This is a genomic window from Saccharothrix sp. (assembly GCF_031180885.1).
Lineage (GTDB): Bacteria > Actinomycetota > Actinomycetes > Mycobacteriales > Pseudonocardiaceae > Actinosynnema.
On record NZ_JAPSLK010000016.1, the window covers coordinates 117,169 to 131,777 of the forward strand.

The 14,609-nt window shown below is 71.5% G+C and carries 19 protein-coding genes; 8 read left to right on the forward strand and 11 right to left on the reverse strand.

Annotation, left to right across the window (positions count from 1 at the left end; genetic code table 11):
• Window positions 1-8 precede the first annotated feature (8 nt).
• Together RIN75_RS20510 and RIN75_RS20515 are read left to right on the forward strand one after the other, a co-directional pair.
• Entirely contained in the window at window positions 9-995 is a 987-nt protein-coding gene (locus tag RIN75_RS20510; protein ID WP_309113590.1) for an aldo/keto reductase, read from the forward strand.
• A 76-nt stretch (window positions 996-1,071) separates the two neighbouring features.
• Window positions 1,072-2,007, forward strand: a complete 936-nt coding sequence (locus tag RIN75_RS20515; RefSeq protein WP_309113591.1) for an ROK family protein — start codon at window positions 1,072-1,074, stop codon at window positions 2,005-2,007.
• Window positions 2,008-2,114: 107 nt separating this feature from the next.
• On the opposite strand, the gene RIN75_RS20520 is transcribed toward RIN75_RS20515, so the two are convergent.
• The 3 genes from RIN75_RS20520 to RIN75_RS20530 all read right to left on the reverse strand — a co-directional run bounded on the left by RIN75_RS20520 (window position 2,115) and on the right by RIN75_RS20530 (window position 4,151).
• Window positions 2,115-2,780: a lytic polysaccharide monooxygenase gene (locus RIN75_RS20520; protein ID WP_309113592.1), complete on the reverse strand. Its 666-nt coding sequence runs from the start codon at window positions 2,778-2,780 to the stop codon at window positions 2,115-2,117.
• Between the two features lie 136 nt (window positions 2,781-2,916).
• The gene (locus RIN75_RS20525; RefSeq protein ID WP_309113593.1) at window positions 2,917-3,354 is read right to left on the reverse strand and encodes a nucleoside deaminase; all 438 of its coding nucleotides are present in this window, start codon (window positions 3,352-3,354) and stop codon (window positions 2,917-2,919) included.
• Complete coding sequence (locus RIN75_RS20530; protein ID WP_309113594.1) at window positions 3,351-4,151, reverse strand: LLM class flavin-dependent oxidoreductase; 801 nt, start codon at window positions 4,149-4,151, stop codon at window positions 3,351-3,353. Before RIN75_RS20530 ends, RIN75_RS20525 begins: the two co-directional genes overlap by 4 nt.
• 93 nt (window positions 4,152-4,244) lie before the next feature.
• Between RIN75_RS20530 and RIN75_RS20535 the strand changes: the two genes are divergently transcribed.
• A complete protein-coding gene (locus tag RIN75_RS20535; protein WP_309113595.1) occupies window positions 4,245-4,688 on the forward strand; it encodes an Lrp/AsnC family transcriptional regulator in 444 nt (147 codons plus the stop codon).
• A gap of 4 nt (window positions 4,689-4,692) precedes the next feature.
• On the opposite strand, the gene RIN75_RS20540 is transcribed toward RIN75_RS20535, so the two are convergent.
• A complete protein-coding gene (locus tag RIN75_RS20540; RefSeq protein ID WP_309113596.1) occupies window positions 4,693-5,574 on the reverse strand; it encodes a hypothetical protein in 882 nt (293 codons plus the stop codon).
• Window positions 5,571-6,170 carry a sigma-70 family RNA polymerase sigma factor gene (locus RIN75_RS20545; RefSeq protein WP_309113597.1) on the reverse strand — a complete coding sequence of 200 codons (600 nt, stop codon included), beginning with the start codon at window positions 6,168-6,170 and terminating at the stop codon, window positions 5,571-5,573. The genes RIN75_RS20540 and RIN75_RS20545 overlap by 4 nt, the downstream gene beginning before the upstream one ends.
• Window positions 6,171-6,258: 88 nt before the next feature.
• Here RIN75_RS20545 and RIN75_RS20550 point away from each other — a divergent pair, with 88 nt between their 5' ends.
• Both RIN75_RS20550 and RIN75_RS20555 read left to right on the forward strand, forming a co-directional pair.
• A complete protein-coding gene (locus RIN75_RS20550) occupies window positions 6,259-6,837 on the forward strand; it encodes a DUF6891 domain-containing protein (protein ID WP_309113598.1) in 579 nt (192 codons plus the stop codon).
• A gap of 163 nt (window positions 6,838-7,000) precedes the next feature.
• Entirely contained in the window at window positions 7,001-9,619 is a 2,619-nt protein-coding gene (locus RIN75_RS20555; RefSeq protein WP_309113599.1) for an exo 1,3/1,4-beta-D-glucan glucohydrolase, read from the forward strand.
• Window positions 9,620-9,629: 10 nt separating this feature from the next.
• On the opposite strand, the gene RIN75_RS20560 is transcribed toward RIN75_RS20555, so the two are convergent.
• Window positions 9,630-9,923: a hypothetical protein gene (locus RIN75_RS20560; RefSeq protein WP_309113600.1), complete on the reverse strand. Its 294-nt coding sequence runs from the start codon at window positions 9,921-9,923 to the stop codon at window positions 9,630-9,632.
• Window positions 9,924-9,967: 44 nt separating this feature from the next.
• Here RIN75_RS20560 and RIN75_RS20565 point away from each other — a divergent pair, with 44 nt between their 5' ends.
• A complete protein-coding gene (locus RIN75_RS20565) occupies window positions 9,968-10,093 on the forward strand; it encodes a hypothetical protein (RefSeq protein WP_309113601.1) in 126 nt (41 codons plus the stop codon).
• Here the strand turns inward: RIN75_RS20565 and RIN75_RS20570 are convergent.
• Window positions 10,090-10,698: an NAD(P)H-binding protein gene (locus tag RIN75_RS20570; protein WP_309113602.1), complete on the reverse strand. Its 609-nt coding sequence runs from the start codon at window positions 10,696-10,698 to the stop codon at window positions 10,090-10,092. The genes RIN75_RS20565 and RIN75_RS20570 overlap by 4 nt on opposite strands.
• Entirely contained in the window at window positions 10,622-11,557 is a 936-nt protein-coding gene (locus RIN75_RS20575) for an EamA family transporter (protein ID WP_309113603.1), read from the reverse strand. The genes RIN75_RS20570 and RIN75_RS20575 overlap by 77 nt, the downstream gene beginning before the upstream one ends.
• A gap of 66 nt (window positions 11,558-11,623) precedes the next feature.
• Between RIN75_RS20575 and RIN75_RS20580 the strand changes: the two genes are divergently transcribed.
• Window positions 11,624-12,109: a MarR family transcriptional regulator gene (locus tag RIN75_RS20580; protein ID WP_309113604.1), complete on the forward strand. Its 486-nt coding sequence runs from the start codon at window positions 11,624-11,626 to the stop codon at window positions 12,107-12,109.
• A gap of 4 nt (window positions 12,110-12,113) precedes the next feature.
• Here RIN75_RS20580 and RIN75_RS20585 read toward each other — a convergent pair whose 3' ends face one another.
• From RIN75_RS20585 to RIN75_RS20595, 3 genes are read right to left on the reverse strand one after another with little or no spacing between them, the layout of a single operon-like run.
• Window positions 12,114-12,509, reverse strand: coding sequence for a hypothetical protein (locus RIN75_RS20585; protein WP_309113605.1), 396 nt, complete (start codon window positions 12,507-12,509; stop codon window positions 12,114-12,116).
• A complete protein-coding gene (locus RIN75_RS20590) occupies window positions 12,502-12,882 on the reverse strand; it encodes a hypothetical protein (RefSeq protein WP_309113606.1) in 381 nt (126 codons plus the stop codon). The genes RIN75_RS20585 and RIN75_RS20590 overlap by 8 nt, the downstream gene beginning before the upstream one ends.
• Before the next feature lie 27 nt (window positions 12,883-12,909).
• Window positions 12,910-13,209, reverse strand: a complete 300-nt coding sequence (locus tag RIN75_RS20595) for a hypothetical protein (RefSeq protein ID WP_309113607.1) — start codon at window positions 13,207-13,209, stop codon at window positions 12,910-12,912.
• Window positions 13,210-13,478: 269 nt separating this feature from the next.
• Between RIN75_RS20595 and RIN75_RS44165 the strand changes: the two genes are divergently transcribed.
• Entirely contained in the window at window positions 13,479-14,570 is a 1,092-nt protein-coding gene (locus RIN75_RS44165) for an endonuclease (RefSeq protein ID WP_375295991.1), read from the forward strand.
• Window positions 14,571-14,609 lie beyond the last annotated feature (39 nt).

Consider the following 14,609-nt stretch of genomic DNA (forward strand, 5'->3'; position numbering starts at 1 on the left):
GGAGAACCATGAGCCACACCGCCGCGCCGACCCGGTACGACGCCATGCCCTACCGCCGTTGCGGCCGCAGCGGCCTCAAGCTGCCGGCGGTGTCGCTGGGCCTGTGGCACAACTTCGGCCACGACAAGGCGCTGGACGGCCAGCGGGCGATCGTGCGCCGGGCGTTCGACCTCGGGGTGACCCACTTCGACCTGGCCAACAACTACGGCCCGCCGCCCGGTTCGGCGGAGGAGAGCTTCGGCCGGATCTTCGCCGACGACCTCAGCCGCCACCGCGACGAGATCCTGATCTCCACCAAGGCGGGTTACCACATGTGGGAAGGCCCCTACGGAGAGTGGGGCTCCCGCAAGTACCTGGTGTCCTCTTTGGACCAATCCCTGCGCCGCCTCAAGGTCGACTACGTCGACATCTTCTACCACCACCGCCCGGACCCGGACACCCCGCTCGAAGAGACGATGGCCGCGCTGGACCACGTTGTGCGGCAAGGCAAAGCTCTCTACGTCGGCATCTCGAACTACTCCGCCGACCAGACCCGCGCCGCCGCCGCGCTCCTGCGCGACCTGGGCACGCCGCTGCTGATCCACCAGCCGTCGTACTCGATGGTCAACCGGTGGATCGAGGACGGCCTGCTGGAGGCGCTGGACGAGGTGGGCGCGGGCAGCATCGCGTTCTCCCCGCTGGCGCAGGGCATTCTGACCGACCGCTACCTCGGCGGCATCCCCGAGGGCTCGCGGGCGGCCGGTCCCAGCCCGTTCCTGGGCACCGCGAACCTCGACGAGGGCACCCTGGCCAAGGTCAAGGCGCTCAACGACATCGCGGCCCGCCGCGGCCAGACCCTGGCCCAGACGGCGATCGCGTGGGTGCTCCGCAGCGTCACCTCGGCCCTGGTCGGCGCGTCCAGCGTGCGCCAACTGGAGGACAACGTGGCGGCGACCGGCAACCTCGACTTCACCGTCGCCGAACTGGACGAGATCGAACGGGCGCTCCGTGGCTGAACCGCTTGCCCCGCCGGAGATTCCTGTCCTGTTTGTCATCTTGCCCCGACCCTGCTTAATCGGTTAACTCGACGACATGGCCTCAGCACACGACCCGCTCGCGCTCGCCGTGGACGTCGGCGGCACGAAGCTCGCCGCGGCGCTGGTAGCCCCCGACGGCACGATCACCGCCCGCCGCACCACGCCGACGCCCGCGGGTGCCGGCGAGGTCGTGTGGCGGGCGTTGGCGGACATCGTCCGAGACCTGCTCGCCCTCGACCCGGTCCTGCTGGGCGCGGGCATCGCGTCCGCCGCGCCGATGGACCTGCGCACCGGCACGGTCAGCCCGGTGAACATCGCGGGCTGGCGCGGGTTCCCGATCGTGGATCGGGTCGGCGAGCTGGTGCCGGGCCTGCCGGTCCGGCTGGGCGGCGACGCGCAGTGCATGGCGCTGGCCGAGTACCACCACGGCACCGGCCGGGGGAGCCGGTGCCTGCTCGGCATGGTGGTGTCCACCGGCATCGGCGGTGGTTTCGTGTTCGACGGCAAGGCCCACTTCGGCACGTCCGGCAACGCCGGGCACGTCGGCCACTTCGTCGTGGACCCGGCCGGCCCGGAATGCCGTTGCGGCGCAAGGGGTTGCGCGGAGGCGATCGCCAGCGGCCCGTCCATGGTCCGCTGGGCGACCGACCAGGGCTGGCGGCCCGTCGGCCAGGCCGACGGCGTGGCACTGGCGGCGGCGGCCCGCGCCGGCGACCCGGTGGCGCGCGCCGCGTTCGACCGGTCCGGCAAGGCGGTGGCCCACGTGATCACCGTGGCGTCCGCGCTGTGCGAGATCGACCGGGTGGTGATCGGCGGCGGCGTGGCCCAGGCGTGGGACCTCTTGGAGCCCGCGATCACCGGTGCGCTGGGTCAGTGGCCGGGTCTGGAGTTCATGCGCGCGGTGGAGGTCCGCCCCGCGACCCTGGGCGTGGACGCCGGGCTCATCGGCGCGGCGGCACTGGTGGGGGACCGAACCCCGGCGGTGCTCTGAGTCGGCCTTCCTGCCCACGGCCGCAAGACCGAGGTGACCGGGCTCCGGCCAGGCCCGCTGGGCGACGACGGGCGCCTGAGCACCCGTCGTCGCCCTTACCCGAGCGGTCACTGGAAGATGACGTCACTGCACAGGTAGTAGGCCTGGTCCATGTGGCTGGCCTGCCAGATCGTGAACACCACGTGTCGCCCGGTCCGGCTGCCCGCGTTGACCTGGGCCTGGTAGAGGCCCGTGGTCGGGTAGCGGCCGGTGGAGGCGACCAGCTCCAGGTTGCTCCAGCTCAGCGGCTGGGTGGTCGGGTTGAACCCCTGGCGCGTGATGTAGATGCGCAGGTAGTCCGCACCGTGCCGGGCCTGGTCGGTGATGGTGAGCGTGAACTGGCGCGGCTTGGTCGCGGCCTGCCAGGCGCCGACGGCGTCCAGCGCCCGGTACCGGCCGCCCTCGGTGAGCCCGCCGCTGCACAGCTGGCCGTTGGGCAGCGCGCCCTGGTGGTTGCCGCCGACGCCGTTGCGGTACAGGCCGTTCCAGTTCCACATGGCGTTCGGGTCGGTCTTCCACGCCTGGGCGCACATCGGGTCGGTCTGGCCCATGTTCGGGTTCAGGTGGTCGCTGCCCCAGCGCTGCCAGCAGCCGTAGTTGCGCGACGGCGGGTCGGTGACCGACCCGTGCGCACCGGCCACGCCCGGCGTGAACAGCGCGACGAGCCCTGCGGCGAAGACCGCCAGTACCGCCGAAACGACACCGAGGCTCCGGAAACCGCGTCTGAAGGTCATGTGTGTCCTCCACGATGAGGATGTCCTCTGACTGGGAGCGCTCCCAGTTCCTCAAGGTAGCGGAACCATCACCAACTGTGAACCCCAGCCGCCAGTCGAGACGCACCCGGGGAAGGCGATTCCGCAGCGCGCGGGCCTAGGGGTAGTACCCCGCCACGGGAACACGGGCTTCGTCGTACAAGTACGGCCCCTCCGTCGGCACCACCGGGAACCCGCCGGACGTCTTCAACCCGTTGAGCTGGTCGGCCGACAGCGCGAACACCACCCGCCCGATCCCCGACCGCGCCAACGCCCCCGCGCACATCCCGCACGGCTCGCAGCTGGTGTACATGGTCGTGCCGGCGGCCGTCTCGGCGTCCAGCTCCCGCCCCGCCCACCGCGCCAGCTTCAGCTCGGGGTGGGCGGTGATGTCCGAGTCCGTGATGCTGGAGTTCCGCTCCTCCACCAGCACCGACCCGTCCGGCCCGACCAGCAGCGACCCGAACGGCGGGTTCCCGCCCTCCCTCGCCTCCGCCGCCAGGGCGATCGCCCGCCGCAAGTGCCCTTCCGCCACCGCACCGATCCCCGAACTCACCGGATCTCCTTCCGCACCGTCGCCAACGCCTGCCAAGCCACCTCGGGGTGCCGGGTCTCGTCCGGATCTCCCACGAACGGGTCCAGCACCACCGCCTCCACCCCGTCCTCCCGCAACGCCTCCAGATCCGCCACGACGTCCTCAATGGACCCTTCGCCCATCCGCCGATCCGCCCCCACCGAATCGGTCAGCCGCAACAGGATCCGGGGCGCCAACGCGGGCATCGGCCGGTCCTCCGCCACCGCGACCGCCGCCAACCGGTCCACCCCTTCCCGCCAGGCCGACCGGGTGAGCCGCAACGGGTGCCACGCGTCGCCCAACCGCACCGTTCGCCGCAACGCCCCGTCGCTCTGCCCGCCGACCCACACCGGCACCCCGACCTCGCGCAGGGCGGTCACCACCTCGTCCGTCAACCGCCCGCGAGCGGAGAACGGCACCCCCAGCGCCTCGAACTCCTGCCGAGCCCACCCGACGCCGACCCCCATCACCAGCCGGTCCCCGCTCAACGCCCGCAGGTTCGCCGCCATCCGCGCCACCAGCAACGGGTGCCGGTAGGGCGCGATCAGGACGGTCGTCCCCAACGTGATCCGCTCGGTCACCCCGGCCAGCCAGGACAACGTGGTGAACGGCTCGTAGAACGGCTCCGGGTACTGCTCCGCCACGTCCGGCGTGACCACCACGTGGTCGGACACCATGAGCAGGTCGAACCCGAGCCCCTCCACCGTCCGCGCCCAGTCGCGCAGCACCGCGGGGTTGGTCCCGGGCCCGAAGTTCGGGACGTTCACACCGATTCGCACGACCCCAACACTAGGCCCGCCAAACCGTGACCCAAAGGCAGAACTCACGGTCTGAAGCGGCCAACGCCGCAAAATCCACGGTAATCTCGGCCGATGACCCTCGACCCCACCGACTGGGCGATCCTGACCGAACTCCAGTCCGACGGCCGGATCGCGCTCACCGAACTGGGCCGCCGGGTCAACCTCAGCCCCTCCGCGACCACCGAACGGGTCAAGCGGCTGGAAGCCGCCGGCGTCATCACCGGCTACCGCGCCACCGTCGACCTGGCCAAGGCGGGTTACGCGGTGTTGGCCGTGGTGCGCCTCAAGTACCCCGGCAACCGGCACGAACCCCTGCACCGGCTGCTCGCCGAACGCACCGAGGTGCTGGAGTGCCTGCGCGTCACCGGCGAGGACTGCTACACGCTCAAGGTCGCCGCCACCTCCATGCCCCACCTGGAGCGGGTGGTCAACGAGCTGACCGCGTTCGGCAGCACCACGACCAACGTCGTCTACCGCGAGACCCTGCCCTACCGGGGCGTCGCCGACCCCGGTTGACAACTCACTTCCAGCGAGCGGCGGGTTCGCACTTCGTGGTGTCGTCGTCCTTCATGTTCCACGCGCCGAAGACGACCCGGTTGTCCGGCGCGACGAAGCACTTCTTCCCCAGGTCGACGCTCGACGCCAGCAGCTTCCCGTTCCGGTCGTACGCGCGCACCTCGAACCCCTCCGACTCGGGGATCGTCCAGTGGGTGGGGAAGATGTTGCGGGCGACGAAGGTGCCGTTGGCGATGGTGGCGTCCACGGTCTGGCCGTCGTAGGTGAAGGTCACCCGGCCGACCTCGGGGGTGACCCGGCCGCCGGCCGTCGCGGTGCCGTGCTGTCCCCGGTAGATCTCCTTGTTGCCCGGGACGTCACCGCCCGCGCTGCCGCCGTTGGTGTCGATCGCGATCGGGTTCGACATCCACTCCAGGTCGAAGCCGCTGGTGAAGCCCGCGTTGTAGGGCATCCCGGGTCCGTCGATGGTGCACAGCAGCGCGGCGTTCTCGGTGTAGATCAAGGCCCACTTGCCGGCCTCGTCCTCGCCGTACTGGTAGAGCGTGCCCTTGCCGGAGCCGGTGGAGATCTGGACGCAGCCCGCCTCGATCTCGGCGATCCGCTCGGGGGTCAGCCCGTGGACCACCGGCTTCGTCGGCGTGGGGGCCGGCGCGGAAGTCGGCACCGACGTCGTGGTCACCTGCTGGGCCGGGCCGACCGCCTCGGTCCGCTGCCACGGCTGGACGAACGCCACGACCGCGACCACCGCGCCCACCGCGGTGACGGCCGTGACCAGGGGCGCGAAGCGGAACGGCCGGCGCGCGGTCACGGCGCGCTCGACCTCGGCGCGGATCTCGGCCCGGCGACCGGGGGGCAGGTCGCGGGCCGGGGGGAGCGTGGTGTTCATCGGTCCTCCACGGTGAGAGCGGCGAGCGGTACGACCTCGGGACGCTGGGCGAACATCCGGCCGAGCCGAGCCTTGGCCTTGCTGACCCGGGACCGGACGCTGACCTCGGCGATGCCCAGCACGGCCGCCGCGTCCTGGTAGGACACGCCGGACCACACGCACAGGGCCAGCGCCTCGCGCTCGCTGCGCGGCAACCGGTTCACGGCCTCCAGCAACTGCCGCATCCGGTGCTGGTCGTCGACCCGTTCGGCGACCAGGTCGGCGTGGTCGGGCACCCGGTCCTCCACCGGGACGCGGTGGAACAGCCGCAGCCGCCGCGCCGCCGAGCGCCGGTCGCTGCGCACCACGTTGGTGGCCACGGCCAGCAGCCACGGCAGGGCCGAGTCGCGCTCCAGCCGCAGCCGGTCCCGCTTGCGCCAGGCCAGCAGGAACGTGGCCTGGAGGTGGTCCTCGGCGGCGGCCCAGGACGCGGTGAGCCGGAAGCAGTGGTTGTAGACCGCCTTGGCGTGCCGGTCGAACAGCACCCCGAAGGCGTGCCCGCTGCCCGCCGCGGCCTGGGCCCACAGCGCGCGGTCGTCGGGGTCTTCGGTCGTCATGCCTCTTCGTGCCCGCCGGGAGGGGATGTGTTGCCGCCCAGTTTCGTCGGTGCCGGTTTTGTCGGGGATGGCCGGCAGGATTCCGCGGGTGGAGAACACGAACGACAAGCCGCTGCCCGAGGACGTCCGCGCCGAGGCGGTGGAGTTCGCCCTGGAACTGGTCCACGGCGGGTTCCGCTCCCGCGAGGAGATCGTCTTCAACGTGCTCGACCACGTAGAGGACGTGCTGCCGGAGTCGGAGGTGACCGCGACGGTGGACCGGCTGTGGGCGGCGCGGGTGGCCGAGCAGGCGGGCTGGCCCGCGACCACCGACGTCGACCGGCTGCTCACCGCCTTCGAGAAGCTGGACGTGCAGGGCGTGGTGGCGCGGGCGGACTTCGCGTGCTGCCGGTCGTGCGGGCTGGCCGAGATCGGGGACGAGGCCGGGCCGGGCGCCCGCGGGTTCGTGTTCTTCCACCAGCAGGACACCGTCCGGGCGGTCGCCGGCGGCGGGTTGTACCTGGCCTACGGGGCGCTGCCGGGCTCGCCGGACGACACCGCCGCGGTGGGCCGGGAGGTGGTCGCGGCGCTGCGGGCGGTCGGCCTGCCGGTGGAGTGGGACGGTTCGCCCGACACGCGCATCCACGTCGAGCCCCTGGACTGGCGGGCCCGGCTGCCGGTCGGCTGAGCGGCGGCGAGCGGCGCTGTCGGCTGAGCGGCCCAGTCCCGGTACGCGACCCGGAGTACCGAAACGCTGACCTGCGCGGAAACGCTCCCACGAAACTCTTGACCGAGACAGTGGGGCCGATCAGGATCGGGCGCGACAAAGCCGTCGAGGAACGGACGAACCGATGTCCCGCACACGTCGCAGACACCTGAGCGCCCTGCTCGCCGCCGCGGTCCTGACCTCGGTGACGTCGGCGGTCGCGACCGCCGAGCCCGAGTCGCGGCAGCCCGTGGTCGGCGAACCCCGCACCGAGCACGGCTGCGCCCGGATCGAGAAGACCCTGCCCGCGCTGCCCGACTGGCCGAAGGTGACCAGCCGGGTCAAGTCGTCACCGGGCGACGAGCGCCGGATCAAGCAGATCGTCGAGGGCATGACGCTGGCCGAGAAGGTCGGCCAGATGACCCAGCCGGAGATCGGCGCGATCACCCCGGACGAGGTGCGCGAGTACCACATCGGGTCGGTCCTCAACGGCGGCGGCTCGTGGCCGAACCGGGACAAGCACGCCTCCCCGCAGGCGTGGCTGGACCTCGCCGACGCGTACTGGAACGCGTCCAAGGCCACCCGCACCGGCATCCCGGTGGTCTGGGGCATCGACGCCGTCCACGGCAACAACAACGTCTACGGCGCCACGCTCTTCCCGCACAACATCGGCCTGGGCGCGGCGCACGACCCGTGCCTGATCCGGGACATCTCGAAGGCGACCGCCGACCAGGTCCGGGCCACCGGCCAGGACTGGGCGTTCGCGCCGACCCTGGCCGTGGTCCGCGACGACCGCTGGGGCCGCACCTACGAGGGCTACTCGGAGGACCCGCGGATCACCCGCGCCTACGGCTACGAGGCCGTGAAGGGCCTTCAGGGCGACAGCCGCCGCCGGGTCGACGTGCTGGCCACCGCCAAGCACTTCATCGGCGACGGCGGCACGATCGGCGGCAAGGACCAGGGCGTGAACCCGTCGTCCGAGGCCGAGATGATCAACCTGCACGGCCAGGGCTACTACGGCGCGCTCGCGGCCGGCGCCCAGACCGTCATGGTGTCGTTCAACAGCTGGACCAACACGGACCTGGGCATCAACGAGGGCAAGCTGCACGGCTCCAAGCTGGCCGTGAACGACATCCTCAAGGGCAAGATCGGCTTCGACGGCCTGGTGGTCTCCGACTGGAACGGCCACGGCCAGGTCGCCGGCTGCACCAACGCCAGCTGCCCGCAGGCGGTCAACGCCGGCATCGACGTCTTCATGGTGCCCAACGACTGGAAGGCGTTCATCGCCAACACGATCGCGCAGGTCGAGGCGGGCGAGATCCCGATGTCCCGCATCGACGACGCGGTCACCCGCATCCTGCGCGTCAAGCTGCGCAGCGGCGTCCTGGACGGGGTCAAGCCGTCCGAGCGCGAGCACGCCGGGTCGCAGGACGCGTTGGAGGCCAAGCGACTCGCCCGCGAGGCGGTCCGCAGGTCCCAGGTGCTGCTGAAGAACAACAACCGCGTGCTGCCGCTTTCCCCGCGCGCCAAGGTGTTGGTCGTCGGCAAGAGCGCGGACAGCATGCAGAACCAGACCGGCGGCTGGACGCTGTCCTGGCAGGGCACCGGCAACACCAACGCCGACTTCCCCAACGGCACCACGGTTCTCGGCGGGCTGCGGGAGGCGCTGGGCGCGGAGAACGTGGTGTTCTCCGAGACCGGTGACGTCGACCCGGCGGGCTTCGACGCGGTGATCGCGGTGATCGGCGAGACCCCGTACGCCGAGGGCGTGGGCGACATCGGCAAGCGCTCGCTGGAGGCGGCCAAGCTGTACCCGCAGGACCTGGCCGTGCTGGACAAGGTCCGCGGCAAGGGCGCGCCGGTCGTCACCGTCTACATCTCGGGCCGTCCGCTGCACGTCAACAAGGAACTCAACCGCTCCGACGCGTTCGTGGCGGCGTTCCTGCCCGGCACCGAGGGCGGCGGCGTGGCGGACCTGCTGGTGCGCGGGCGCCACACGTTCCCCGGCTACACCGGCACGCTGTCCTACTCGTGGCCGCGCAGCGCGTGCCAGACGCCGCTCAACCCCGGCGCGGAGGGCTACGACCCGCTGTTCAAGGCGGGCTACGGCCTGCGGTCGTGGCAGACCGGCAACGTCGGCCTGCTGGACGAGTCGGCCCCGGTGTTCGGCTGCTCGGGCGACGGCGGCGGCGGCACGGCGACCGAGGACCTTGAGCTGTTCGTGCGCCAGGACATCGCGCCGTACAAGAGCTACATCGGCTCGCCGGAGAACTGGGGCCTGGAGATCGGCCCGGACGGCGAGGCGGCGCAGGCGAACATCAGCACCGTGCCGGCGGACGTCAACGTGCAGGGCGACGCGCTGAAGACGACGTGGACGGGCACCGGCCCGGGCCAGGTCTACGTGCAGAACCCGGCGGGTGGCACGGACTTGCGCGGCTACCTCAACGCGAACGCCGCGCTGGTGTTCGACGTGATCGTCCACCAGGCCCCGGCGGCGCGCACCGTGCTGAGCACGCACTGCGTGTACCCGTGCCTGGCGGAGGTCGAGGCGACCAACCTGTTCACCGGCCTGGCCGGGGACGGGAAGGCGACGGTGAAGATCCCGCTGTCCTGCTTCGCGCAGGGCGGGCTGGACCTGGAGAACGTCAACACGCCGTTCCTGGTCTACACCGAGGGGGCGTTCCAGGCGTCGTTCGCCAACGTCCGGTGGGTGCCCAAGGCGGCGCTCGACCCGGACGCGCGGTCGTGCGCTGACGTGGGCTAGCGCCCTGTGCTCATGGGGCGGTCACTTCGGTGGCCGCCCCTTTTTCATGTTCGCGAACAGGTGTGCAAATGTGCACAAAGGTCCAGTACTCCGAGCGGTAATCGACATCACGGTGACGGTGCCCACGCTGGTCTGAACCACTTCCGGCCACCTCGGGAGCCGCCGTGTTCAGGACGTTCGTGGTGTCGGCGCTGGTCGCCGGCCTGCTCACCACCCCGCACGCCGCCGCGCAGCCGGCCTTCGACACCGCGCCCGCCGCGGCGGTGCTCCAGCGGCTGCTGCCCGCCCACGCGAGCCAGTTCACCCTCCAGGCCGCTTCGGCGGTCCGGTGTCCGACCATCGGTCGACGTGCCTCGCGCTGCCCGAGCGGTGCAGGACGCCTTGCAAACCGCCCACCCCGGTGCCATCTCCACCCAACTCATCATCTGGACCTGCCACAACGGCCCGAACCAGACCTGGCAGCTCCCCGCCTAGTAAGCGGCGGTGAAGCGCATCCGCCGGTACTTCTGGTGGAGGACTTCGTCGAGCAGCGCGACGGCGAAGTCCTCCATCGAGATCTCCGACTTCCCCTCGGCGTCGACCAGCAGGTCGTCCAGGCCCAGCCGGTAGGTCCCGGTCCGCTCGCCGGGCTCGATCACCGCCGGCGGGCTCGCGTACGTCCAGTCCACTTCGGACTCCTCGGTGAACACCGCGTGCTGCTCCGCACAAGCCAGCGCGATCGGCAGGATGTCCGCCGGGAACCCGGGCTCCTCGTGCACCAGAACCCCGTTGGGCGTCCGCAGGGTCGCCGCCCCGCCCACGACGATCAGTCTCGCCGCGCTGCGCCGCACACCCTCCAGCAGCGCCTTCGCGGTGACCACGAGGTCCCGCTCCGACCCCGGCACCGGCCGGGTCGCGCTGATCACGACGTCACTCTCGCCGGCCAACCGAGCCACCTGCGCGACATCGGTCGCGTCGGCCACCACGAAACCCTCGCGGGGCGATCGGGTCACCGGGGTGACGTCATGCCCTCGCCGGAGCGCTTCGGTCACCACTCGACTGCCGACGGCTCCCGCCGCCCCGAACACCGTGATCCGCATCGGTCTTCCCTCCCTGTTTCTGCGAGACCTGTTTTTGGGCGACCACCAGAGAAGCGAGCACCACGACCGCGCCCAGCACCTGCAACACGGTCAGGTCCTGACCCAGCGCGAGCCACCCGACGAGCGTCGCCACGACCGGGCTGAGCAGGCCGAGGAACGTCACGTCGGTGGCCTTGAGCAACCGGATGCCGCGGAACCACAAGCTGTACGACAGCGCCGCGCCGATGAGGCCCAGGTACGCGTACCCGGCCCAGTTGCGGGCGGTGATCGTCGCGGGCAGGCCCTCCACCACCAGCGTCACCGGCACCAGCAGCAACCCGCCCCAGACGAGTTGCCACCCGGTCGACGCCGGCAGCGGTGCGGGCGACGGCCACCGCTTGCTGAGCACCACACCGGCCGCCATCACGGCCGCGCCACCCAGTGCGGCGGCGACCCCCAGCCAGTCCAGTGCCGCGTTGGCCCGCAGCACGAGCAGGCTGACCCCGGCAACACCGGCGACGGCCGCCAGGGCGACCCGCAAGGTCATCCGCTGGCCGAGCAGCGCGGCGGACAACCCGGCGACGAACAGCGGCTGGATCGCGCCGACGGTCGCGGCGACCCCGCCGGGCAGGCGGTAGGCGGCCAGGAACAGCAGCGGCAGGAACGCGCCGATGTTCAAGGCGCCCAATATCAGCGACCGCCACCACCAGTCGCCGGTGGGCAATCGCCGGGTGATCAGGACCAGCAGCACCCCGGCGGGCAGGGCGCGCAGCAGGCCGGCCAGCAGTGGCCGGTCGGGCGGCAGGTACTCGGTGGTGACGTAGTAGGTGGTGCCCCAGATGGCCGGGGCGAGGGCGGTGAGGAGGCGGTTGCTTAGCACTAAGCCAAACTAGCTCATCGCTAAGCTACCCAGGCAGGTGATTTGCCTCACCGCTAAGGTAGATGCGTGGCAGACCACGTCGACCTCGTCCTGAGCCAGTGGCACGCGCGGCGGCCCGACCTGGACGTTTCCCCGATGGCCGTGCTGGGCCGCCTGAACCGCTTCGCCCGCGTGGTGGAGGCGGCGCAGCGCGAGACGTTCGCCCGGCACGGCCTGGACCGGGCGTCCTTCGACGTCCTGGCCACCCTGCGCCGCAGCGACCCGCCGCACTGCCTGACGCCCACCGAGCTGATGCGCGCCTCGATGGTCACCTCCGGCGCCATCACCCAGCGCCTCGACCGCCTCGAAGCCCGTGGCCTGGTCACCCGCAAGCCGAGCGAGGTGGACGGCCGCGGCGTCGTCGTCTCGCTGACCGACGAGGGCCGCCGCCTGGTCGACGCCGCCCTGCCCGACCACCTCGCCACCGGCCGGCGCCTGCTCGCGGCCCTGGATCAGGACGCCCGCACCGCCCTGGCCGACACCCTGCGGACCCTCCTGGAGTCGGCGGAGTAGACCCCTACACCGCGGTGGCCGCCGTCCGGCGCAGCCAGAGCAGCCCCAGCACCGGCAGCACCAGCGGGATGAACAGGTAGCCGCTGCCGAAGTGCGACCACACCGTCGCCTGCGGGAACCACGACGGCACCAGGTAGCTCACCGCGCCGACTACGACGACACCGACCAACTCCACCGCGCACGACACCCACGCCACCCGCCGGGACGTCCGGCTGCCCACCGCCAACGTCACGGTCGCCACCACGTACACCACCGCCGCGAACGCGGACAGCAGGTAGGCCACCGGCGCCTCGGCGAACCGGGTCGCGATCTGCACGCCCGACCGCGCCGTCGCCGCCACCGCGAACAGCCCGTAGACGGCGATCAGCAGCCGCCCGGGCCCGGACCGCGTGTCAGGCATGGCCCGCCCAGATCTGCTGGAGCCGCACGATCATCACCGGCACGCTCAGGCACCCCACCACGAGCACCGCCGCACCCCACCGGGACCGTTCCGCGATGGCCCAGAACCCGGCCAGCGGCAGCACGACCACCGGCCCGATCAGGTAGCCGACGAACGTGGCGGACGCGATGTCGCGGTCGAGCCCGATCAGCTTGACGACCCCGATCACGGCCTGCACCAGCAGCCCGAACTCCAGCAGCACCACCGCGCCCGCGATGCCCAGGGTCAGCTTGGTGTCCAGCGTCAGCGGCTTGTCCAGCACCGCGAGCAGCAGCGCCCAGGCGGCGCAGACCAGCGCGAGCACGATCAGCGCCGTGGCCAGGAAGTCGATCATCGAAGCAGGTCCTCCACGGGGAGAACTCTAGGCGCACTCCACGTAGGCGGCGGTCAGCGGCGGCACCTCCAAGCGCGCGTCGACCCGCAGGCAGCGGCCCAGCGGCGGCCGGTCCGCCACGTACTCCGCCACGACCTCGGCGAACGTCGGGCAGCCCAGCTTCAGCCAGCCCGGCGCGACCCGCCGGCACAACGCGGCCGGCGCAGGCTCCCCGCCCGCCACCACGACGTCGTGGATGCGCTGGGTGGTGTCCCGGTCGAACGTGTGCCCGAGCCGCTCCGACGCGGGCGGCGAGACCAGGGCCGGCACCAGCAGCAGCACGCGCATGCGGCCATGGTCCGGACGGAGCAGCGGCCCACCAACCGGTCATGTCCCGGCCACTTCACCGTGAGTAGCTCATCACTCGATCGTGGTCATTCTCGTGCGATGCTGCGGAGGTGATCATCCGCACCTGATCGCGCACAGTCAGGACCTCTGACGCGTGCTGTCACCCTGCGACGCCGCTATCGGGGAGAGGACACCCAACCGTGCGAACCTCCACCTGGCGACTGGCCGGCGCACTCACCGCCACGGCCGCGGTCGTCACCACCCTGCTCGTGTCCACGGCCGCCTCCGGCGCGGCCACGCCCATCACGGTCAGCCAGGCCATCAGCCAGCAGAACGGCTCGACCGCCACCGTGCGCGGCTACGTCGTCGGCCAGCCGACCGCCACCACCACCGTCGTCCGGTCGAACTTCCCCAACGACTACGCCCTGGCCCTCGCCGACACCGCGAGCCAGACCAGCACCAGTCAGATGATCTACGTGCAGATCCCGTCGGCGTTCCGGTCCGCGTGGGGCCTGCGCACGAACCCCAGCCTCATGGGCAAGCGCATCGACGTCACCGGCACCCTCTCCGCGTACTTCGCCCACCCCGGCCTGACGTCGTCCACGGCCTTCGCGTTCGCCGGCACCACCACCACGCCGACGACCACGGCCACGACCACCACCAGCGCCCCGCCGACCGACGACTACTACCGCGACGCGGCGGGCAAGACCGGTTCGGCGCTGAAGACCGCGCTGCACCAGATCATCCGCACGAACACCAAGCTGTCCTACGACCAGGTGTGGAACGCGCTGAAGGTCACCGACGAGGACCCGAACAACCCGGCCAACGTCATCCTGCTCTACAGCGGCCGGTCGCAGAGCAAGACGCTCAACGGCGGTGACGTCGACGACTGGAACCGGGAGCACGTCTGGGCCAAGTCCCACGGCGACTTCGGCACCGCCACCGGCCCCGGCACCGACCTGCACCACCTGCGGCCGGAGGACGTGACGGTCAACGCCGACCGCGGCAACAAGGACTTCGACAACGGCGGCACCGCCGCGGCCGAGGCGCCCGGGAACTACACCGACAGCGACTCGTGGGAGCCGCGCAACGCCGTCAAGGGTGATGTGGCCCGGATGCTGTTCTACATGGCGGTCCGGTACGAGGGCACCGACGGCTTCGCCAACCTGGAGCTGAACAACAACGTCAACAACGGCACCGCCCCGTACCACGGCCGGCTCTCGGTGCTGGTCCAGTGGCACCAGCAGGACCCGCCGGACGCGTTCGAGAAGCGCCGCAACCAGGTCATCTACGACACCTACCAGCGCAACCGCAACCCGTTCATCGACCACCCCGAGTGGGTAGCGGCGATCTGGAGCTGATCCGTCAGGCGGCGTGGGGGTCGCCTCCACGCCGCCCTT